Genomic DNA, 20,194 nt, shown 5'->3' with positions numbered 1-20,194 from the left:
GTAAGAAATATGGCAGAACAACAGCAACAACAGCGTCGGAAAAAAAGTAGCCGTACCAAAGAAAAAGAAATTGAATGGCAAGAAAGAGTTGTCCAGATTCGCCGAGTCACCAAAGTTGTTAAAGGTGGTAAAAACTTGAGTTTCCGAGCTATCGTTGTCATCGGCAACGAAAAGGGTCAAGTAGGCGTTGGAGTAGGTAAGGCAGCGGACGTTATCGGTGCGGTAAAGAAAGGAGTGGCCGATGGTAAAAAACATATTATACAAGTTCCACTCACCAAATCTAATTCTATTCCTCACCCAGTAAATGGTATTGGTGGAGGAGCCAAAGTAATGATGCGACCAGCAGCACCAGGTACAGGAGTTATTGCCGGGGGAGCTGTCAGAACAGTTCTGGAATTAGCAGGTGTTCAAAATATACTAGCTAAACAGTTAGGTTCTAAAAATCCATTGAACAATGCTAGAGCTGCTGTTAACGCTTTGGATGCTTTGAGAACATTATCAGATGTAGCTCAAGAGCGAGATGTACCTATAGAAACTTTATATGTTTAGTTCTCAAGGAAAACAAGAAACCGGGTTTATTGCCCTAAGTATTTTTCACTATCTGGAAATTTCTACAATAAACCCGGTTTCTGCTTAAGTTCTAAATTAAAACAGGACTAAAGCCATGATGAACGAGTTTTATGCATTTGAGATTGCTATCCTAAGAGACTGCTTCGCAAACGCGCCTCGGGAGCAATGACAGAAATACGTTAGACGTGCATCAGTCCTATAAAAACAAGAAACCGGGTTTATTGCCCTAAGTATTTTTCACTATCTGGAAATTTCTACAATAAACTCTGTTTCTGCTTCTTTCTTTGCCCCCTTTTAAAGGGGGGTTAGGAGGATATCCTCTGGTAGATACAATAAGTATTTAGCAGGATTCTATATAACATCTAACCAGATTAAAAAATATGCGATTAAAAGATGCAATTCCAAAAAAAGGTTCCCAACAACGCGGTCGCAGAGTAGGTCGGGGAATCTCTGCAGGTCAAGGTGCAAGCTGCGGTAAAGGGATGCGTGGTCAAAAATCTCGTTCTGGTCGTAGCACTAGACCTGGATTTGAAGGTGGCCAAAACCCCCTCTACCGTCGTTTGCCAAAATTAAAAGGTTTTCCGCTAGTAAATAGGAAAAAATACACGATTATAAATGTCAGTAAGTTGGCATCATTACCACCTAACACAGAAGTAACTCTTGCTTCTCTGATGGAAGTTGGAATTATTACCAGCGACGATGGTCCACTCAAAGTTTTGGGAGATGGAGAGTTGAATGTTTCCCTAAAAGTTTATGCAGCAGCTTTTACAGCTTCAGCTCGGAGCAAGATAGAAGCAGCGGGTGGTAGTTGTCAAGAAATAGGGGTTTCTCAAACTGTGTCTAATGAAGATTCAGCAGAACAGCCAGATAATTCTGATCAAGAATCAACAGAACCGCCACCCACCCCCATCCCCTCCTAGGAGGGGAGCCAGAGGGGTGGGTTCTCAAAGCAGAAGATTTTGCCCAGTTTTGCTAAAATCAAAAAATATAGGACTTACGCAAAGAAACCCGGTTGCTAGCATATATCCTGGTTTTGAGCAATAGATGTCTACGCTCGTACCGGGTTTCTGGGTTCACATGGCTTTAGTCCTGAAATATAAAAAACAAAACCTGAAATAATATATATGGACATTAGTAGAGACAAGGCACCAACTGCTCAAGAGACATTCTTGCAGATGGCCCAGGCAGCAGGTTTGCGAGGGCGGATTCTAGTAACAATAGGTCTACTTCTGTTGGTACGTCTAGGTGTGTACTTACCAGTACCAGGAATAAACAGAGAAGCTTTTCAAGCGACAATTGGAAATCAGGCTTTAACTGGATTCCTCGACCTCTTTTCTGGTGGTGGTTTTTCCGCATTAGGTATTTTTGCATTAGGAATCATACCCTATATTAACGCATCAATTATTATTCAATTGATGACGGCAGCTTTACCCAGTTTGGAAAACTTGCAGAAAAATGAAGGTGAGGCAGGACGTCGGAAGATTTCTCAAATTACTCGCTATGTGGCGTTGGGTTGGTCGATATTGCAAAGCTTTGGTTTAGCAATATTTCTAAATAACTCATCTGGAGAGTTTAATGGAGAGCTGTTAACAGTAGCAAGTAATCCAGGACCTATATTTATTGTCAAAACTATTTTGGCAATCACAGCAGGTTCCATGTTTGTGATGTGGATATCAGAATTAATCACAGAAAGAGGTATTGGAAATGGGGCATCTTTACTGATTTTTGTGAATATTGTTGCTGTACTACCTCAGTCATTAGGGGACACCATCAAATTGTTTGAAGGAGGAGACCGAGCGATCGTTGGTCGAGCAATTATTTTGCTGTTGGTATTCCTGGTAATGATTGTGGGTATTGTGTTTGTGCAAGAGGGTAGTCGCCGGATACCGATATTGTCAGCTCGTCGTCAAGTAGGTAGAAAATTATATCGGGAAACCAAGAGCTATCTACCTTTACGATTGAATCAAGGTGGAGTAATGCCAATTATTTTTGCCTCAGCAGTTTTGATCTTACCTGTATCCTTAGCTCAGTTTGCCAATAGTCCAATTATATCTCAGATTGCTACGGCCATAAGTCCTAGTGGTCCGACACCTTGGTTGTATGCCCTATTTTACTTCGTTTTAATCCTTTTCTTCAGTTATTTCTATGCTTCTCTAATTATGAACCCCATAGATATGTCACAGAATTTGAAGAAAATGGGAGCAAGTATTCCAGGTATTCGCCCTGGTAAAACTACGAGCGAGTATATTGAAAAAGTTTTGAACCGTTTAACCTTTCTGGGAGCTATTTTCTTAGGTTTAGTAGCAATAGTTCCTACTGCTGTAGAAAGTGCCACTCGTGTACCGACATTTAGGGGTTTAGGAGCTACTTCTCTATTGATTTTAGTAGGTGTGGCTATTGATACAGCGAAACAAATTCAAACTTATGTTATCTCCCAAAGATACGAAGGAATGGTGAAGGAATAGTGGTAAGATTGGTATTCTTGGGGCCACCAGGGGCAGGGAAAGGAACGCAAGCATCTCTAGTAGCAGATTTGTACCAAGTTCCTCATATTTCTACGGGTGATATTTTACGCAGTAACGTCAAAGAAGAATCTCCTTTAGGTATTCAGGCTAAAGAGTATATGGATAAAGGAGATTTAGTCCCAGACCAACTCATCCTGGATATGGTTCAAAAAAGATTGGAACACCCTGATGCGGAGAATGGTTGGATTTTAGATGGTTTTCCTCGGACTGTGACTCAAGCAGAAGAGTTTGCTAAAAAGCTTTTATCTGGAAGTTCAACTGAAAATGAGACTGAAAGTAATTCTTTTCAAGTCATTAATTTGGAAGTTCCAGATGATATTTTAGTAACTCGTTTATTATCAAGGGGGCGTCAAGATGATAATCAAGAAACTATTAAAAATCGTTTACAGGTTTATTATCAACAAACACAACCTTTGATAGAGTTTTATCAAGCACGTCAACAGTTAGTTACTGTAGATGGAAATCAGTCAGTTGATGTGGTGACTAATTCTTTGAAACAAACTATTGATAAATTAATCTAAACTAACTTGGAATTAGATTTTGAGGAAAACAGAACTTACTCACCTAAACCAGAAACCGAGTTTATCTTGTTATTATTTCTCAAGTCAGAAAATTTCCTCGATCAACCCGGTTTCTGTAAAGTCCTAAAAAAAATTTAACTGTTCATAGCTCCAATTAGATTGGACTTGTGCCACCTAAATAACCTCTTAAAAATTAAAAATTTTTGATAAAATATGTTAAGGGAATTATCTGAAATAATTTTAGAATAATTACCAACTAAAATTGCTTACTTGCAGGATTGAGGTTATTAAAATTTGTCTAAACAAGATCTCATAGAAATGGAGGGAACAGTGACGGAATCCCTACCTAATGCTATGTTCAGGGTAGATTTGGATAATGGGTTTAATGTATTAGCCCATATTTCCGGTAAAATCCGTCGCAACTACATCAAAATCCTACCAGGCGATCGAGTCAAGGTAGAATTAACCCCCTACGATTTGACAAAAGGCCGAATTACTTATCGACTTCGGAAAAAGTAGAAAATATTAAATTTACTTAAATTTTTGCCAATTTACTCTAGGGTTGATATATTTGCAGAAAATATATCTAAAGTGATATAATATAAAATTTGTAGTGTTGCCAAAAAAGGCATGAAAGTTAGAGCATCCGTTAAAAAAATTTGTGAGAAGTGTCGTGTCATTCGTCGCCGAGGGCGAGTAATGGTGATATGTACTAACCCCAAACACAAACAACGTCAAGGTTAGACATATTATTAGACATCAAAATTAGAGTATAGCAGTCAAAGCCAAAATCAGGAGATTTCTATTTCTAAGCACTGAAATTTAGTCAGAGATAACTTGATAATTTTGTCTTTTTACTTGCGCCTAGCGCTATATTTACTGCATACTCATCAAGAAATATGTAAATTCTATCTAAAGCTGAGGGAGAAAAACTAAAGTGGCAAGAATTGCTGGGGTAGACCTCCCACGCGATAAGCGTATAGAAATTGGTCTGACATACATTTATGGCATAGGACTATCTCGGTCCCAAGATATTTTAGCTGAAACAGGAGTAAATCCTGATACCCGTGTCAAAGATTTAAGTGACCAGGAAATAGCAACACTTCGGGCTGAAGTCCAAGAAAACTATGAAGTGGAAGGAGACCTCAGAAGATTAGAAGCCATGAGCATCAAGCGATTGATGGATATTGGTTGTTATCGAGGTCGCCGACACAGAATGGGTTTACCAGTTAGAGGACAACGAACTCGCACCAATGCTAGAACTCGTAGGGGTGTACGTCGAACTGTAGCTGGTAAGAAGAAAGCTGCTGCTAAGAAGTAAAAGTTGGCTGAGTCTGAATTGTATATAGTTTAATTGACTACAAATATTTATACTGTCAATCCAGAGCCAGACTAACGAACTAATATTATGAATAATTGAAATTAATTGGGGAACAGGGAACAGGGAACAGTTAGAAAAACATTTCCTGGTCTTAGATTCATCTTTAAGGAAAAATAGTTAAGATAACTCATTCAGATTGATATGAGCTTAATTGAATGAAATTGCCAACTTGAAGAGTCAATTATTCTGATAAAGGTACAGCTATTCTGCATAAGATAAAAATTTCTGACTCGTCAACTTTATAGATTTCGTAAGTCAGGAAAATTAACCAAGAAGCAGACTAAAATCTTAGCTATTTTAGGTTTGGTAAAAATTGTAGAATTAGTTCTACAATTTATGCACCTAAAAAGAAATAAGGTTGATTAACATTATTATCTTTATAATAATTTTGATATAGCAGTTCTTTAACATAAAAAATCCCCCTTGCTTCCTTGGAAAGGAGGGATAAAAAAATCAAACTCCCCCTTTCAAAGGGGGATTTAGGAGGATGATAAATTTACCTCATAACAACGGGAATTGCTATAAACCTAATTTCACCCTCATTTCTAACCAATAGAAATATTTCTAATCCCTAAGATTCTAAAAAACAAAAATTTCAGGATACTGAACAAAAAATCTGATGAGATTAGAACTTAATCTACCAGCTTGTTGCTCAAAGTAGATTATTAACTAGATATTCCACTCATAAAAAAATATGGCACGACAACCAACTAAAAAATCAGGTCCAAAAAAGCAAAAAAAGAATGTGCCCAGTGGAGTGGCTTACATCACTTCCACCTTCAATAACACAATTGTAACCATTGCTGACCAAAACGGTGAAGTAATTTCTTGGGCATCAGCAGGTTCCAGTGGTTTCAAAGGGGCGAAAAAAGGAACCCCCTTTGCCGCCCAAACAGCAGCAGAAAGCGCCGCACGCCGAGCTAACGATCAAGGAATGCGCCAGGTTCAAGTAATGGTAAGTGGTCCAGGGGCAGGAAGAGAAACAGCAATTAGAGCTTTACAGGGGGCGGGGCTAGAAATAACATTAATTCGAGATATTACCCCAATTCCTCATAATGGTTGCCGTGCCCCAAAACGGCGTAGAGTCTAATCGAAATTATTAACTCTAGGGTTTATGGAGAAGGGAGGTTACTCAGTGGCGCAATTTCATTACGAGTGTGTAGAGTCCAGAACGGACAAAGATCGGAGTCAGTATGGAAAGTTTGTGATAGAACCACTAGCTCGTGGTCAAGGTACAACAGTAGGAAATGCTCTGAGGCGGGTTCTTCTAGCTAATTTAGAAGGAACAGCAGTTACATCAGTTAGGATAGCGGGAGTTAATCACGAATTTGCCACTATTAAGGGGGTAAGAGAGGATGTCCTAGAAATTTTACTGAACATGAAAGAGGTGGTTCTGAAAAGTCATTCTAGTCAACCACAAATTGGGAGATTAAGGATGGAAGGGCCTGCGACTGTAACTGCTGATCGATTTGATGTACCTTCAGAGGTTGAAGTTATTGATCGTAGTCAATATATCGCTACTTTATCTCCAGGTTCGGTTCTGGAGATGGAGTTTAGAATTGAAAAAGGAACTGGTTATAGAGCTGTAAATCGTAGTCGTGATGATATTACTGCTCTAGATTTTCTGCAAATAGATGCCATTTTTATGCCAGTTCGTAAGGTTAATTATACTGTTGAGGATGCTCTTGTGGGTGGTTCTTTACGACAAGACAGGCTAATTATAGATATTTGGACTAATGGCAGTTATACTCCTCAAGATGCGTTGAGTAATGCTGCTGGTATCTTAATGAGTTTGTTTGAACCACTGAAAGATATCACTAATATGACAGACGCTCCATCAGGAGAACCGACAGACCCAACAAGTCAAATTCCTATAGAAGAATTACAGCTATCGGTTCGTGCTTATAATTGTCTGAAAAGAGCGCAAATTAATTCCGTTGCAGATTTACTTGATTATAGTCAAGAAGATTTGTTAGAAATTAAGAACTTTGGTCAGAAGTCTGCTGATGAAGTGATAGAAGCTTTACAAAAACGCTTGGGAATAACTTTACCAAGAGAAAAGGTTGCTAAAGCTAACTAGAAAACTGCTTTTAATCAGTTTTAATTTCCAGAAAAAATCAATGAAAAAAGGAGACAAAAAGTTTAAATAATTGAAGAAGCTATCCAAGCATTCAGTTATTAGCCATCAGCTAGCCTCGTGGGTCGGAACTTTCCTAGGTCATGCTACGCATTCATGTCGCGCAGCGAAACGTTAACAGCAATAGTACCCTATACTTAAGGACGAGGTTTAAATGAATATAGACTGTGGAACTGATTTTTATAGCCCAACTATTCTAGCTCAATTAATAAAGCTTTGGGTTACTCACTAAAACCAATAGCTGATCGCTTTTAGCTAAAGGCTGTTTGCGCAGCATGACCCAGGAAATGCTTACCAAGCTATTCATTTTAAACTTGAACAATTAAATTAGTTAAACTCTGAGTATAAAGTAGGAGGAAACTAATTCTAAATACCATCTAAAATATTATTAATGTAGTTATGCGTCATAGTCGTCGTGTTCCCCAGTTAGGTAAACCAGCAGACCAGCGTCGCGCTCTCTTGCGATCGCTAGCCACTCAATTAATTCGTCATGGTAGAATTACTACTACTAAAGCTCGTGCTAAAGCTGTACAGTCAGAAGTTGAAAGAATGATTACTTTGGCAAAGGATGGTTCTTTAGCAGCTCGCCGTCGTGCTTTAGGTTATCTCTATGATAAACAGCTTGTTCACACTTTATTTGCTCAGGTAGAAGATAGATATGGTTCTCGCAATGGGGGATATACTCGTATTTTGAGAACTGTTCCTCGTCGTGGAGATAATGCAGAGATGGCAATTATTGAATTGATTTAAGTCAAGGAAAACGTCAGAGTTTGCCCATTGTTAAGTTTGAAAGACTCAAAACTATAACGTTATAGTTTTTAATGTTATATCACACAGGACTTACGCAAAGTAACTAGATATAGAGTCTTGCTGCCTTGTGCTTTGTGCGCTTTTCATGTCGCGCAGCGAAACAAACCCTACCAGTAGCGTTCATGGCTTTAGTCCTATCACAGTTAAGTCTGGCTCAAGCAATGGTAAATTAACTAGGCTGGAAAGACTCAAAACTATAACGTTATAGTTTTTAATGCTATATCAAAATTTATCTTTGTAGGTCTTCTCAAACAGTGCTAGACTAAACTAGATAAGCTTACCATATCATTTATATCAAAGTCAAAAATTAATGTCGAGCAAGGCATTGCTGATTTTAGGTATAAAATTCCTATATCTATAGAACCCCTAAACAGGTCTCCAAAATTAGTTGGGGAGATGGGGGGAGATGGGGAGATGGGGAGATGGTGAATATAAGGCTCTAATTCTAGGTTTTTCCCTATTTCCCCTCCATGGTCAGGGTTAGGGGTGGGTTGACTCCTGACTTACTTCTTTGGCAAAAAAACACACCTTTGTAAAGATACAGTTAGGGGTTCTATATATCTATAAAATATAAATCAGACAGATTTTCCTTCTAACTGTCTGACTAGGAAAAAACTACTTTCTAGATCCTGAATCCTCTAAAATAATATATTTATTCAGCAAAGCCAGCTTTGGAAACTGCAAATCTCTGATGGCTAATAAACAAACTTTAGTCCAGCGCGTTGCTCTTGTAATTCAATATCAAGGTACTAATTTTCATGGCTGGCAAAGGCAGCCAAATCAACGAACCGTACAAGAAGAAATTGAAAATACTATCTCTTCTGTGACTAATCAACCTGTAACTTTACATGGGGCAGGTAGAACGGATGCGGGAGTCCATGCAGCAGCTCAGGTAGCTCATTTTGATGTTTCCGGCCCCATTCCGGCGGAAAAATGGGCTACTATCCTCAATTCACGATTGAATAATGATATCTTGATTAGAGGATCGGCTCAAGTAGAATCTACCTGGCATTCTCGGTTTACAGCGATTTGGCGACGTTATCGATATACTATATATACAGATAAACGACCTAATTTGTTTGTGATACCTTTTGTTTGGCATTACTATCAAGCAGATTTAGACCCACTATTAATTCAAGCAGCTTTGAATCCTTTAATTGGCCGTCATCATTTAGCTGCTTTTCAAAAAGCTGGTTCTTCTCGTCCCCATTCTTGGGTAGATGTGCAAGAGGTTAATTGTCAAAGAGAAGGTCCATTTATTCATATAGAGGTTCAAGCAAGTGGATTTCTGTATGGAATGATGCGGTTATTGGTGGGGTTACTGATTCAAGTAGGTCAAAAAGAGCGATCGCTGGAAAGTTTTACAGATATTTGGATAAATCAAAGAAGGGAATTTGTCAAGCATTCAGCTCCAGCTAGTGGTCTTTGTTTATTGCGGGTCGGTTACCCAGAATTTCCTTTTCCTCAAGAGATATGGTATGATAGTATGCCCAAATTTATCCTTTCTTAATTGATAGGAATAGGTAATCCTGGTTATGGGAGCAAGATTCTCTAAATTTAATTCTATATCTGGCAAAAAAATAATTCCAATGCACCACTACTGTAGCAATATCAAGACTTACGCAAAGAAACCCGGTTTCTAGGGTAAATCATTGTTTTTGAGAATAAAAATCTATGAGAAACCAGGTTTCTGGGTTCCCATGGCTTTAGTCCTGAATATGAAATGACTTGTGAAAAAAAATTGTATAGGTTTGCTCACTACACCAATTTGTGCTTGGGCTTGGAGACCAAACCCCTACAATAAAACATTACAATCTATTCAGGATTGCTATACAAATAATTTAAAAACAATAACTAACAAAGAAAATTATGAATAAAACTTACTTGCCTAAAGAGGATGTTGATGGCAAAAAATGGTATGTTATTGATGCTGAAGGTCAGCGTTTAGGAAGATTGGCAACTGCTATTGCCATGATTATTAGGGGAAAAAATAAACCTACTTATACTCCTCATCTGGATACAGGAGACTTTGTAATTGTAGTTAATGCCGAAAAAGTAACCGTAACTGGTAAAAAAAGTAGTCAGAAACTTTATCGTCGCCATTCGGGAAGACCAGGTGGTATGAAAACAGAAGTTTTTTCTAAATTACAAGTTCGTTTACCTCAAAGAATTATAGAAGAGGCAGTTTTCGGGATGCTACCCAAAAATTCTTTGGGTAGAAGACTGCACAACAGATTAAAAGTTTATCCTGGACCTGACCACCCTCACGAAGCTCAACAACCAGAAAAATTAACTATTACAACTATTCCAGGAGGAAAAGTATAATGCAAGGAACAGATAGTGGCCGTGCTATGTATTGGGGTACTGGCCGTCGTAAATCTTCGGTGGCATCAGTACGTTTAGTTCCAGGTACAGGCAAATTAATTATTAATGGTAAAGAAGGTGAACTGTACCTACAGTATAATCATAGTTATTTAACATCTGCTAAAGCTCCACTAGAAACTTTAGGTTTGGAAAATGAATATGACATTCTAGTTAAGGCTACAGGAGGTGGACTAACAGGACAAGCTGAGTCGATTAGATTGGGTGTAGCTAGAGCTTTGTGTCAGCTAGATCCAGAAAATCGTAAACCTCTAAAGATAGAAGGATATTTGACTCGCGACCCCCGTGCTAAGGAACGGAAAAAGTATGGTTTACGCAAAGCGCGTAAAGCATCTCAATACTCCAAACGTTAATATAGCAAATTCCATTGTAGTGAGGTATACCCAGGAGAGCAAGATGCACGGTTCCCGAAAAGTCCTACTGAGAAGATTTAATTATTAAATCTGTACTTTGTTATGCTTAGAATCTGCTGTATATAATAGCAATCTTAATTTGCTCAAAGTATTACCATAGTTTGGTACTGGCGCGTCAAACTTGAAAATGTGAAGAGCAAAAACCTAACCCCCCAACCCCCTTCCATCCCCCTAGCCACCCTTTGAAAGGGGGGATGGGGGATTACTAAAAAAGCTATTGCACACTCATTAGCTGTGTCAGTCTAGTAATGCATTGTTTCACTTTAAATAGTGCAATAGCTGTAGGTTACAAAAATGTTTCTCCCCTACTCCCCTACTCCCTAATGCACCATTTAAGCTGAAACAGTTCGGTAGGGTTTGTTAGGCGTACTTCCGTAACGCACCACTATTAAATTAATTCAAAAATAACATAAGAAATTAATTATCGAGTAATCTGTGGGATAAATCATTTCTAAAAGATGGTACGTTAAGCTTGGCTAACACACCCTACTGGGTTCTTTATTAATTTGTCAATTATCACCTATTGTTTTGTCAGAATCGGCAAACAATTTGATATGATAAAAAGAAGTGTAAATCAGATGATTAATTAAATTCTATTAAAGAACTATTTTCTAGAATTAAAAAAGTTAAAAGTAAAAATATTTGTAATTTAAGTAGAGTAAAAAAAATGCCTAAAACTGGTATTCATCCTCAATGGTATCCAGAAGCAAAAGTTTATTGTAACGGTGAAGTTGTAATGACAATTGGTTCTACACAACCTGAAATTCATGTTGATGTTTGGTCAGGAAATCATCCCTATTTTACAGGTACTCAGAAAATTATTGATACTGAGGGAAGAGTTGAAAGATTTATGCGTAAATATAGTAAACAAGAGGGTGGTGATTCTAAATCTACCAAGCCTAGTAAAGCTAAAGCTGCTAAAAAAGCTAAAAAAGGTAAGGGTAAAAAATAGCTAGAATGTCAATTGTCCTTAATTATTTGTCTGTCATTTCAGTGATCAGCACCCTCTACTGAAACTGAATACAAGAATATCTAAAACGTAAGCATTCAGAAGTCAGCATTTAGCACTCAGCTATTCCTTTTAGATTGAGATAAAAGCTTTCTGATACGGTTCCTGATAAATCAGAAATTTTATCTGATACAAAATTCAGTTTTCACTTTCTTTATTCGTTGAAATTTCCTCCTTAAGGTTGAGGTTTTTATTGCTGAATTGCGCAGTTCCTTAGGTGGCTAGCTGAAAGCTAATAGCTGAAACTTCTTTTCTTATCTATCCTTACTTTATTGAAAGAAAAAAGGAGGCTTTAGGTTTTACTTACTTAGTTATCAAATATCACAGACAATAATTAACATAAAAATATCCAATAAAATTCCCTATAAATAAATACACCAATATTTTAGATACAGGACAACTGACAATGGCTGAAACATATTTATTAGATAAATTAAAATCTGTAGAGCAAACTTATAATGAATTAACTCTACGTTTAGCTGATCCAGATATTGCGAAAAACCCTAGTGAGTTTCAAAAAGTAGCTAAAGCACGATCTTCTTTAGAAGAAGTTGTTAACCATTATGAAGAGTGGAAAAATACTCAAGAAGAATTAGCTGATGCTAAAGAAATATTGAAAGAAGCTGGTGGCGACTTAGAAATGCAAGAGATGGCTAAGTTGGAAACGGAAGAGTTGGAAGCTAAACTAGAATCTCTGGAAACTCAGATGAAAATTGCTTTACTGCCACGAGACCCCAACGATGATAAAAACATTATGTTGGAAATTAGAGCTGGTACAGGGGGAGATGAGGCCAGTATTTGGGCAGGAGATTTGGTCAGAATGTACTCCCGCTATTCAGAGACTCAAAATTGGAAGGTAAGTTTGCTGAGTGAGTCTTTAGCAGACATGGGTGGTTTTAAAGAAGCAATTTTAGAAATTAAAGGGGAGCAAGTTTACAGTAAGCTCAAGTTTGAAGCGGGGGTTCATCGGGTTCAAAGAGTACCAGTGACAGAAGCAGGTGGAAGGGTACATACTTCTACAGCAACAGTAGCTATTATGCCAGAGGTGGATGATGTAGAAGTTGAAATAGATCCAAAAGATATTGAACTGTCAACTGCTCGTTCTGGTGGAGCTGGTGGACAAAATGTGAACAAGGTGGAAACTGCAGTGGACTTGTTTCACAAACCTACAGGAATTAGAATTTTTTGTACTCAGGAACGGAGTCAGCTACAAAACAGAGAGCGAGCAATGCAAATTTTGCGGGCTAAACTTTATGAAATTAAGTTGAGTGAGCAACAAGCAGAAGTAAGTTCTATGCGGAAATCCCAAGTAGGTACTGGTTCCCGTTCTGAAAAAATTCGTACTTATAATTATAAAGACAATCGAGCGACAGATCACCGTTTGAGTCAAAACTTTTCTCTGGCACCTCTTCTGGAGGGAGATATAGAAAATGTGATTCAAGCTTGCATTACTCAAGATCAACAGGAGCGTTTACAGGAGTTGGCAGCATCCAGTTCTACTCCTATGTCAGTGTAGTTGACATTAGGTTAACTTTATGATAAGTGGAATGACTTATCTAAACTGAAATTGCGAGCCAAAAGCGAGGACAGAGTTCTCGTTTTTTTTATAAAATAAAATACTTATTTAGCAACTATTAACTTAGTACATCAGGACTGACGCAAAGACTCTATATATAGAGTTTTGGTGGGTTACGAAGTAAGCTAACTGATGGATTATTTCACCTAAAATAGTGCATTAGGAAGTAGGGGAGAAAAATTTTTGCCCTTGTTTCGTACCTCAACCAAACCTACATTTATGGCATCATTTCAGATGAAACAGTCCACTACTAATAGTGTTAATGTGTAAGTTCTGTATATTAATCTGATTCTAGCAAGTTCAAGAAAACTGGGAGACTTAGGCATGATGACCAAAGAAGAATCACCTTGGGAATGTGGAATGGGTTTCTATGTGCCAATTTTAAATCAAGGAGAATTAGTAGGCATTTGTAAACCCGAATATGCTGAGGAAATTCTCGAAGTTATGAATGAGCAAGAAAGGTTACGCAAAGCTCTGAGATTAGCTTGTCTGGATTTATTGCGACGGGTAGGAGGAAAAAGAACGAGAGTTAATGACTTAATGCAGAAATATATAGCTTTAGCGGAACGACCTAAATATGGACCAAGAGCGATCGCTCTTTTACTGCGGGAAAGGCAAGATCAGCTACAAGTGAGTGGCCATGAGTTTATTAAATTCTGTGATATTCACAAAATTTCTCCTGAAGAGCTCAAGGATATTTATGCTGGCAAACCAGTAGACAACACTTTAATAGCACCTATAGCCAGAATTTTAGGTAAAACTAATATTGAGGTACAAGAAATACTAGATGGTCCTAATGAATAAGTTAAACATCAAGGGACGTTGGATGCAATGTCCCTATCTACTTTCTACTCTAGCAAAAAAACTTCCATACGCAAACTCTAATTAGGGCTGGCGTATGGAAATATAAAAGCCTTTCTAGATAAAGCTTTTAGCATTTTCTGGTCGGGAAAAAGTACCAGATTTTAGGTTTCTTAAGCACGGTTCCCGAAAAATCATAAAGTCACGATTTATTTTAGGGAGACCAAGGGTAGAAAAATCAAGGAAAAATAATTTTTCCTATTGCCTCTGTGTTCCCACCCGGACCACGTTCTGCTTTTTTGAGCCAACCCTAATTAGTAGGGCTGGCTGAATAAAACTGAAAGCCTTTACAGACAAAGTTTTTAGGAATTTTAAGTCTGGAAAAAGTGTCAGCTTTTAGGTCAAAAAGGTTTAAAAAAGAGGGGGTTTTGGGCTTATAGCATAGTTGGGCAAAAAAATTACTCCCTACCTCTCCCCATCACCCCATCTCCTGATCAAGACTTTTTCAGCAGACCCTAATTAATTTTACTATCAGGCATAATTGCTTTCTGAAGATTAGCATCTACAAGATTAATATTATCAATTAAAGCATCACTAAGATCGACTTTTCTCAAATCTGCTCCTCTCAAATTTGCTCCTCTCAAATCTGCTCTAGTTAAAATAGCTTGATTGAGATTAATACTTCGGCAATAAGTTTCTTGTAAATTTGCGTTTTGCAGGTCAACTTTTCTTAGTTCAGCAAATCTCAAATCTGCTCTATAAAGGTTTGCTGCTCTTAAAGAAGAATTGGATAAATAAATCCTACTTAGACTAGCTCTAATTAGATTTGCATGGTATAAATTAGCTTGGTAAAAATATGCTTTAATTAATTCAGTTTGATAAAGATTAGCATGACTGAAATTAGCATAACTGAAGTTGGTTTCTCTGAAATCTGCGTTAGCTAAATTGCTTCTGCTCAGGTTAGCAGAAGTTCCATCAACATATCGACAATTAGAATTTTGTAAGTCAGTTCCAATTAAATTAGCATTAACTAAATCCGCTTCACTTAAATTAGCGTTTCTGAGATCGGCAGAGATAAAATTAGCATTTCTTAAGTTAGCACCTTGAAGATTAGTAGCAGTTAAGTTAGCATTAATCAGTTCTGCTGAAGTTAAATTAGCATCTATAAAATTAGCATTAATCAGTTTACATAAAGATAGATTAGCTCCCGTTAAATTTACTCCTTGAAAATTAACACCTTCTAAATTTAAACCTCTTAAGTTAGCATTAGTAAAATCGGGTTGTAAATGTAGATTTTTATCCCTCCATTCATTCCAAGCAATGACGCCACAATTGAGTAAAGCTAGATATTCTTGGTTCCCCATATTATTTTTATCAAAAGTTATTCTTGGCAATATATCGCAATCCTAAATAGATTGTCAGATTTGAGCCAAGGGGGTTCGGTTGCCGAATCCCTTTAAGTTTGGGTTTGGAGACCAATTACGTTTGGGTTTGGAGACCAAACCCAAACAATTTTTTTTCTCAAAAATCATTTAAAGATTTTAGCTTTTTTAGGTTCTGATTTATCGGGAACCCTAAAAGTGCAACTTTTTGAGTAGCTCTGATTCAAAAAGGAGCCTACTTTGGGGAAGAGTTGGACAACAAAATTACTCCCCATCACCCTATCTCCTTAAAAATATTTTTTCCGCAAACCCTACTTACTCCAATACCTAATATCTAACTTGGACATTAGGTGGACTAGATAATAGTTATATTGAAAAAAATAAGTATCTTACTATAAAATAAGGTTAAAAATGTAAATTATTTACTAATTTTATACATTTTTAATAAATCTTAAGAACTATTAAATTAATATTAAGTAAAAAGAGTAGTAATTAGGGTTAAACTGAGAGTCAAGAGTAAAAAATTAATTTTTAAGTTAATTACTTGACTATAAAAATATTATGTGCTATTAACCATAGGTAGGACTTTTTAAAGTAGGCAAGAAGTACCGAAAAGCCCTCATTGGCTATGGACTTAATATCAGTTGTTGAGTTTGCCTTTCAGCAAAAGCAGTAGCAAAATCTCTAAAGGCCAACTAAAAACTTTCAATAGGGTTCAGGTTGGCACAATCAATACTTATCAGTAAGTTATTTAGTAATAAACAGAGGACTTAACAACTATGCTAGACACCAGAACTATCAGGAAACTATTAAACCCAGATCAAAATGTGAATCATGGTTCTAATCTAAAGTGGAAATTAGACGAGAAAGAAGAAGAGCAACTTTCCACTATAGAATTGTGGAGAACCACAATTATAAGCAAAAACCAATAAGCATTAGTTCAGTTTTGCGATCAACAGTTAAGCAAACTGAGCTAAGTTTTGCTGTGATAAAAAAGCGATTGCATAATGGGATATTCTATTTTAGGAAAATTGTTAAATTTATGGTGGATCAAAGTGATTCTTTAAAAGATTTACACGAAGATTCATCTAGATTTAATGTATTACAGCGGATTCCACTTTTATGAGATACACTTAAGCGAGTAGGATGGACGGTTCCCGAAAAATCGCTACTTATGAAGATTTAATAAATAAATCTGTGCTTCATATATTTGGAATTTGCTATATGTACTAACATTCAAGCACAAGATAGCAACAAAAATAATTACCCTATTATTCAATACTGAAAAACTGCTCCCAAGAAATAGCAAGTCCTTTAGGTTATATCATCAATATAAATCATAATTGAGACTTATGCCACAACTATATGTGTTGTATGGTTAGTCGTGATTTCAGGTATATCCGTAGTGATCGCTATCTGGGCGTAGTTCCCAAACAAGTATTAAATTAAGCTACTATACTAACTTCAAGTGTAGTCGCAAGAGTTTGTTGTGTGATAGCAGCAAGCTAAAGTTCTAATGCAAACAATTACCTAAATACAACCAAAAACTATGGTATCTACTCCAGTAAAAGAAGAAATCACAAAAGCCGACTTTACATTCGATCCAAGTATTCGTCGCGAGCACGCAGAAAAATATCGTACCTCAGAATGGTATGATGGCCGTGGAGAAATCAGAGCTGTAGAAGATGGTCGTTCATTCCAAATTAATGCAACATTTACTCTCCAGTCAGAAGTAAGATTAGTTACTGGAGTTTTAAATCCATCTGATCCTACTTTAGCTGAAGTTTACAAAAGTCGTGGTCGTTGTGTAGCAGTTGTCGATAAGACAGTAGATGAGCTATACGGAGAGAAACTGAAAAATTACTTTAATCAAAATGAGATTCCTTTAGAAGTGCTTGTTTGTCGTGCTTGGGAATCAGACAAAACTCCAGAAACAGTCCATAAAATATTGGCATTCTTGGGTAAAGATGGTTGTGATGTATCCCGTAACGAACCTGTTTTAGTCATTGGAGGTGGTGTACTAAGTGATGTTGCAGGTTTAGCTTGTAGTTTGCAACACAGACGGACACCTTATGTAATGATTGGAAGTTCAATTGTGGCAGCTATTGATGCGGCTCCATCTCCTCGTACTTGTACAAATGGTAATCTATTTAAGAATAGTATTGGTGCTTACCATCCTCCTGTACTAACTATTGTAGACCGTACTTTATTCGCTACTCTGGCAAAAGGTCATATTCGTAATGGAATGGCAGAAATCATTAAAATGGCAGTTACCGATGATCCAGTATTATTTGAATTGATGGAAAAATACGGTAAGCGTTTATTGGATACTCATTTTGCCAACTTTGATGCGGATGAGGAATTAGTGAAAATAGCTGATGAAGTGATTTATCGTGCTTTGTATTCCTACATGAAGCATGAAGGAACAAATATGTTCGAGACCTATCAAGACAGACCTCACGCTTACGGTCATACCTGGAGTCCTCGTTTTGAGCCAGCAGCTAAATTGATGCACGGTCATGCTGTAGGTATTGGTATGGCTTTTGGAGCTACTCTAGCTTTAGAAATGGGTTGGGTAAATGAAGCAGAGCGCAACCGCATCGTTGCTTTGTGTTCTTCTATCGGCTTGTCAGTTTACCATCCTATCATCGAAGATACAGAGTTAATGCTTAAAGGTCAGAAAAATATGCGTCGCAAGCGTGGTAGTAGTGGTCTATGGGCACCTCTACCTACAGGTATTGGTTCTTGTAGTTTTGCTGGTGAAGTACCTTCATTGTTCTTAGAATCTGCTGTTGAGGAGCATAAGAAATATTGTGCTGCTTTACCTGGTGAAGGACAAGGCGAAGAAATGTATTTGAGTGATTTAGGTCTAGAGTAAAAGACAAAGGACTTACGCAGCAAAACCCAGAAAGCCGGTTTCTCCTAGATGTTTCTTGTTCAAAACAGTGATTTAGTGTAGAAACCGGGTTTCTTTGCCTAGAGATTTAAACGCAAGTATAAATAGCGAGAGATGCGGTCGGCCAGAGCTACGCTCCGCTGACTCCCTTCGCACTAGCGTTGCGGATCAAAGGACCGTGAATGTCTGTGGGTGAGAAACCGCCGACGGCCTCAGTAGGGACGTTCGCATTTTTGTTATGCAACGTCCGTACAGCAGGTGAGTAAGTATCAAATTGTCACACTATGTGACTTTTTGTGTAAGTTTGATAGAGCAGCGATCTAGGTTTAGAGTAACAGGACTTATGCAAAGAAATGTACTACATATAGTGTGTAGTTGCGTTATGAAGTGCGCTTTTCATGTCGCGTAGCGAAACACACCCTACTGGACTGTGTCATCTTAAATGGTGCATTAGAAAATGGGGAGATGGGGGGATGGGGTCACAAAAAAAGCTATTGCACTATTTTAGGTGAAACAATAGACATCTCCAAAAATAAAAAATTAAATCAATTATCGTACGAAAATCATCTATTCTTTCCCCCTACTCCCTACTCCCTACTCCCTCTTTTCTGGAGATGTCTAATGCACTACTAATAACTAATAACTAATAACTGAAATGACAACCGTTGTAAATACAGAAACTGCCAGACCAGTTACACCATTAGGTATTTTGGTGCAGCAACTTGAAAAAATTGTCAAGATGGCAGAAAATATAGAAGTACCATCCGAGCTAGCTGATGCTATTAAAGAAGCTTATGAATTAGGAGCAGGTCTTGACCCTTATATAGAGGACATGACTACTCAAGAGTCAACTGCTTTGGCAGCATTAGCAGAAAAGACTCGCCAAGAACCCTGGAATTTAAGATTTTCTAATAGTGAGACTGTACGTCAGTTAGAACAGGAAATGTTATCTGGGCATATTGAGGGGCAAACTTTAAAAATGTTTGTTTATATGACTGGAGCCAAAAGTATTCTGGAAATCGGAATGTTTACTGGATATTCAGCATTAGCAATGGCAGAAGCATTACCAGAAGATGGGCGAATGGTTGCTTGTGAAGTCGATCAATATGTATCTGACTTTGCTAGAGCTTGTTTTGACAAGTCTCCTGATGGTAGTAAAATATCAATCGAAGTTGCTCCAGCTATAGAAACTATGAAAAAGTTGGCAGATGCAGGAGAATCCTTTGACTTAGTGTTTATTGATGCTGATAAAGGAGGGTATATAGAATATTTTCAAATGCTCTTGGATACAGGTTTATTAGCACCAAATGGGTTTATTTTTGTTGATAATACTTTACTCCAAGGACAACCTTATCTCCCTCCAGAAAAACGTACTACTAATGGTGAAGCGATCGCTCAATTTAATCGTTTTGTGGCAGAAGACCCCAGAGTAGAACAAGTTTTATTGCCTCTAAGAGATGGAGTGACTATTATTAGACGAAAGTAGTTTTACCTTGGTTCAATACACCCACGCGGGCATTTTTCCTGCTACTTGTGAAAATTCCTACAATTACAGGACTTATACGGGAGGCACTATATATAGAGTCTTGGTGCTTTGTGCTTTGTGCGCTTTTCATGTCGTGCAGCCTTTCGGCGCTTGAGCCGACATATAAAGCGGAGCTTTGCGGAACGCAAAACACACCCTAATAATAGCGTTCATGCGTAAGTCCTAAATCATATATTCAGGACTTACACGGGAGGCACTATATATAGAGTCTTGCTCAGTTACGAGATATACTTTCCATGTCCCGT

20 protein-coding genes are annotated in these 20,194 nt (G+C 37.6%); 19 read left to right on the top strand and 1 reads right to left on the bottom strand.

Annotation, left to right across the window (positions count from 1 at the left end):
• Positions 1 to 9 precede the first annotated feature (9 nt).
• The 16 genes from rpsE to VKJ25_RS23015 all read left to right on the top strand — a co-directional run bounded on the left by rpsE (position 10) and on the right by VKJ25_RS23015 (position 14,128).
• Positions 10 to 549 (top strand): 30S ribosomal protein S5, encoded by a 540-nt coding sequence (gene rpsE / locus VKJ25_RS23090; protein WP_324238996.1) that lies wholly within the window; start codon positions 10 to 12, stop codon positions 547 to 549.
• Positions 550 to 950: 401 nt separating this feature from the next.
• Positions 951 to 1,490: a 50S ribosomal protein L15 gene (rplO, locus tag VKJ25_RS23085; RefSeq protein WP_324238995.1), complete on the top strand. Its 540-nt coding sequence runs from the start codon at positions 951 to 953 to the stop codon at positions 1,488 to 1,490.
• Between the two features lie 204 nt (positions 1,491 to 1,694).
• Complete coding sequence (gene secY / locus VKJ25_RS23080; RefSeq protein WP_324238994.1) at positions 1,695 to 3,035, top strand: preprotein translocase subunit SecY; 1,341 nt, start codon at positions 1,695 to 1,697, stop codon at positions 3,033 to 3,035.
• Complete coding sequence (locus VKJ25_RS23075; protein WP_324238993.1) at positions 3,035 to 3,616, top strand: adenylate kinase; 582 nt, start codon at positions 3,035 to 3,037, stop codon at positions 3,614 to 3,616. The genes secY and VKJ25_RS23075 overlap by 1 nt, the downstream gene beginning before the upstream one ends.
• A gap of 294 nt (positions 3,617 to 3,910) precedes the next feature.
• Positions 3,911 to 4,135 (top strand): translation initiation factor IF-1, encoded by a 225-nt coding sequence (gene infA, locus VKJ25_RS23070; RefSeq protein ID WP_006276978.1) that lies wholly within the window; start codon positions 3,911 to 3,913, stop codon positions 4,133 to 4,135.
• Between the two features lie 111 nt (positions 4,136 to 4,246).
• On the top strand, positions 4,247 to 4,360 hold the full coding sequence (gene rpmJ, locus VKJ25_RS23065) for a 50S ribosomal protein L36 (protein ID WP_015178722.1): 114 nt from the start codon (positions 4,247 to 4,249) through the stop codon (positions 4,358 to 4,360).
• A gap of 193 nt (positions 4,361 to 4,553) precedes the next feature.
• Complete coding sequence (rpsM, locus tag VKJ25_RS23060) at positions 4,554 to 4,937, top strand: 30S ribosomal protein S13 (protein ID WP_324238992.1); 384 nt, start codon at positions 4,554 to 4,556, stop codon at positions 4,935 to 4,937.
• Positions 4,938 to 5,691: 754 nt separating this feature from the next.
• Entirely contained in the window at positions 5,692 to 6,087 is a 396-nt protein-coding gene (rpsK, locus tag VKJ25_RS23055; RefSeq protein WP_324238991.1) for a 30S ribosomal protein S11, read from the top strand.
• Positions 6,088 to 6,111: 24 nt separating this feature from the next.
• Complete coding sequence (locus VKJ25_RS23050; RefSeq protein ID WP_375340367.1) at positions 6,112 to 7,077, top strand: DNA-directed RNA polymerase subunit alpha; 966 nt, start codon at positions 6,112 to 6,114, stop codon at positions 7,075 to 7,077.
• A gap of 456 nt (positions 7,078 to 7,533) precedes the next feature.
• Positions 7,534 to 7,884, top strand: coding sequence for a 50S ribosomal protein L17 (rplQ, locus tag VKJ25_RS23045; protein ID WP_324238989.1), 351 nt, complete (start codon positions 7,534 to 7,536; stop codon positions 7,882 to 7,884).
• Between the two features lie 751 nt (positions 7,885 to 8,635).
• Positions 8,636 to 9,454: a tRNA pseudouridine(38-40) synthase TruA gene (gene truA, locus VKJ25_RS23040; protein ID WP_324238988.1), complete on the top strand. Its 819-nt coding sequence runs from the start codon at positions 8,636 to 8,638 to the stop codon at positions 9,452 to 9,454.
• 359 nt (positions 9,455 to 9,813) lie between these two features.
• Positions 9,814 to 10,269, top strand: a complete 456-nt coding sequence (gene rplM, locus VKJ25_RS23035) for a 50S ribosomal protein L13 (RefSeq protein ID WP_324238987.1) — start codon at positions 9,814 to 9,816, stop codon at positions 10,267 to 10,269.
• Positions 10,269 to 10,679 (top strand): 30S ribosomal protein S9, encoded by a 411-nt coding sequence (gene rpsI, locus VKJ25_RS23030; protein WP_324238986.1) that lies wholly within the window; start codon positions 10,269 to 10,271, stop codon positions 10,677 to 10,679. The genes rplM and rpsI overlap by 1 nt, the downstream gene beginning before the upstream one ends.
• A gap of 727 nt (positions 10,680 to 11,406) precedes the next feature.
• Positions 11,407 to 11,691: a 50S ribosomal protein L31 gene (gene rpmE / locus VKJ25_RS23025; RefSeq protein WP_324238985.1), complete on the top strand. Its 285-nt coding sequence runs from the start codon at positions 11,407 to 11,409 to the stop codon at positions 11,689 to 11,691.
• 463 nt (positions 11,692 to 12,154) lie between these two features.
• Entirely contained in the window at positions 12,155 to 13,264 is a 1,110-nt protein-coding gene (prfA, locus tag VKJ25_RS23020; RefSeq protein WP_324238984.1) for a peptide chain release factor 1, read from the top strand.
• A 384-nt stretch (positions 13,265 to 13,648) separates the two neighbouring features.
• The gene (locus VKJ25_RS23015) at positions 13,649 to 14,128 is read left to right on the top strand and encodes a hypothetical protein (RefSeq protein ID WP_324238983.1); all 480 of its coding nucleotides are present in this window, start codon (positions 13,649 to 13,651) and stop codon (positions 14,126 to 14,128) included.
• Between the two features lie 512 nt (positions 14,129 to 14,640).
• On the opposite strand, the gene VKJ25_RS23010 is transcribed toward VKJ25_RS23015, so the two are convergent.
• Positions 14,641 to 15,489, bottom strand: a complete 849-nt coding sequence (locus VKJ25_RS23010) for a pentapeptide repeat-containing protein (protein ID WP_324238982.1) — start codon at positions 15,487 to 15,489, stop codon at positions 14,641 to 14,643.
• 797 nt (positions 15,490 to 16,286) lie between these two features.
• On the opposite strand from VKJ25_RS23010, the gene VKJ25_RS23005 reads away from it, so the two are divergent.
• From VKJ25_RS23005 to VKJ25_RS22995, 3 genes are all read left to right on the top strand, one after another.
• Positions 16,287 to 16,439: a hypothetical protein gene (locus VKJ25_RS23005; RefSeq protein WP_324238981.1), complete on the top strand. Its 153-nt coding sequence runs from the start codon at positions 16,287 to 16,289 to the stop codon at positions 16,437 to 16,439.
• 617 nt (positions 16,440 to 17,056) lie between these two features.
• Positions 17,057 to 18,385, top strand: coding sequence for a sedoheptulose 7-phosphate cyclase (locus tag VKJ25_RS23000; protein WP_324238980.1), 1,329 nt, complete (start codon positions 17,057 to 17,059; stop codon positions 18,383 to 18,385).
• Between the two features lie 673 nt (positions 18,386 to 19,058).
• Positions 19,059 to 19,889: an O-methyltransferase gene (locus VKJ25_RS22995; RefSeq protein WP_324238979.1), complete on the top strand. Its 831-nt coding sequence runs from the start codon at positions 19,059 to 19,061 to the stop codon at positions 19,887 to 19,889.
• Positions 19,890 to 20,194: the final 305 nt, after the last annotated feature.

This window comes from Okeania sp. (assembly GCF_035285525.1).
In the GTDB taxonomy this organism is placed as follows: Bacteria; Cyanobacteriota; Cyanobacteriia; order Cyanobacteriales; family Microcoleaceae; genus Trichodesmium.
This window is presented reverse-complemented; position numbering and strand designations above follow the sequence as displayed.

Excerpts from the sequence above, each read along its gene's own strand:
- rplM (WP_324238987.1), top strand. The coding sequence starts at position 9,814 with ATGAATAAAACTTACTTGCCTAAAGAGGATGTTGATGGCAAAAAATGG.
- VKJ25_RS23005 (WP_324238981.1), top strand. The coding sequence starts at position 16,287 with ATGCTAGACACCAGAACTATCAGGAAACTATTAAACCCAGATCAAAAT.
- VKJ25_RS23000 (WP_324238980.1), top strand. The coding sequence starts at position 17,057 with ATGGTATCTACTCCAGTAAAAGAAGAAATCACAAAAGCCGACTTTACA.
- truA (WP_324238988.1), top strand. The coding sequence starts at position 8,636 with ATGGCTAATAAACAAACTTTAGTCCAGCGCGTTGCTCTTGTAATTCAA.
- rpsE (WP_324238996.1), top strand. The coding sequence starts at position 10 with ATGGCAGAACAACAGCAACAACAGCGTCGGAAAAAAAGTAGCCGTACC.
- prfA (WP_324238984.1), top strand. The coding sequence starts at position 12,155 with ATGGCTGAAACATATTTATTAGATAAATTAAAATCTGTAGAGCAAACT.
- VKJ25_RS22995 (WP_324238979.1), top strand. The coding sequence starts at position 19,059 with ATGACAACCGTTGTAAATACAGAAACTGCCAGACCAGTTACACCATTA.
- rpsK (WP_324238991.1), top strand. The coding sequence starts at position 5,692 with ATGGCACGACAACCAACTAAAAAATCAGGTCCAAAAAAGCAAAAAAAG.
- rplO (WP_324238995.1), top strand. The coding sequence starts at position 951 with ATGCGATTAAAAGATGCAATTCCAAAAAAAGGTTCCCAACAACGCGGT.
- VKJ25_RS23050 (WP_375340367.1), top strand. The coding sequence starts at position 6,112 with ATGGAGAAGGGAGGTTACTCAGTGGCGCAATTTCATTACGAGTGTGTA.
- rpmJ (WP_015178722.1), top strand. The coding sequence starts at position 4,247 with ATGAAAGTTAGAGCATCCGTTAAAAAAATTTGTGAGAAGTGTCGTGTC.
- rpsI (WP_324238986.1), top strand. The coding sequence starts at position 10,269 with ATGCAAGGAACAGATAGTGGCCGTGCTATGTATTGGGGTACTGGCCGT.
- rplQ (WP_324238989.1), top strand. The coding sequence starts at position 7,534 with ATGCGTCATAGTCGTCGTGTTCCCCAGTTAGGTAAACCAGCAGACCAG.
- rpmE (WP_324238985.1), top strand. The coding sequence starts at position 11,407 with ATGCCTAAAACTGGTATTCATCCTCAATGGTATCCAGAAGCAAAAGTT.
- VKJ25_RS23015 (WP_324238983.1), top strand. The coding sequence starts at position 13,649 with ATGATGACCAAAGAAGAATCACCTTGGGAATGTGGAATGGGTTTCTAT.
- secY (WP_324238994.1), top strand. The coding sequence starts at position 1,695 with ATGGACATTAGTAGAGACAAGGCACCAACTGCTCAAGAGACATTCTTG.
- VKJ25_RS23010 (WP_324238982.1), bottom strand. The coding sequence starts at position 15,489 with ATGGGGAACCAAGAATATCTAGCTTTACTCAATTGTGGCGTCATTGCT.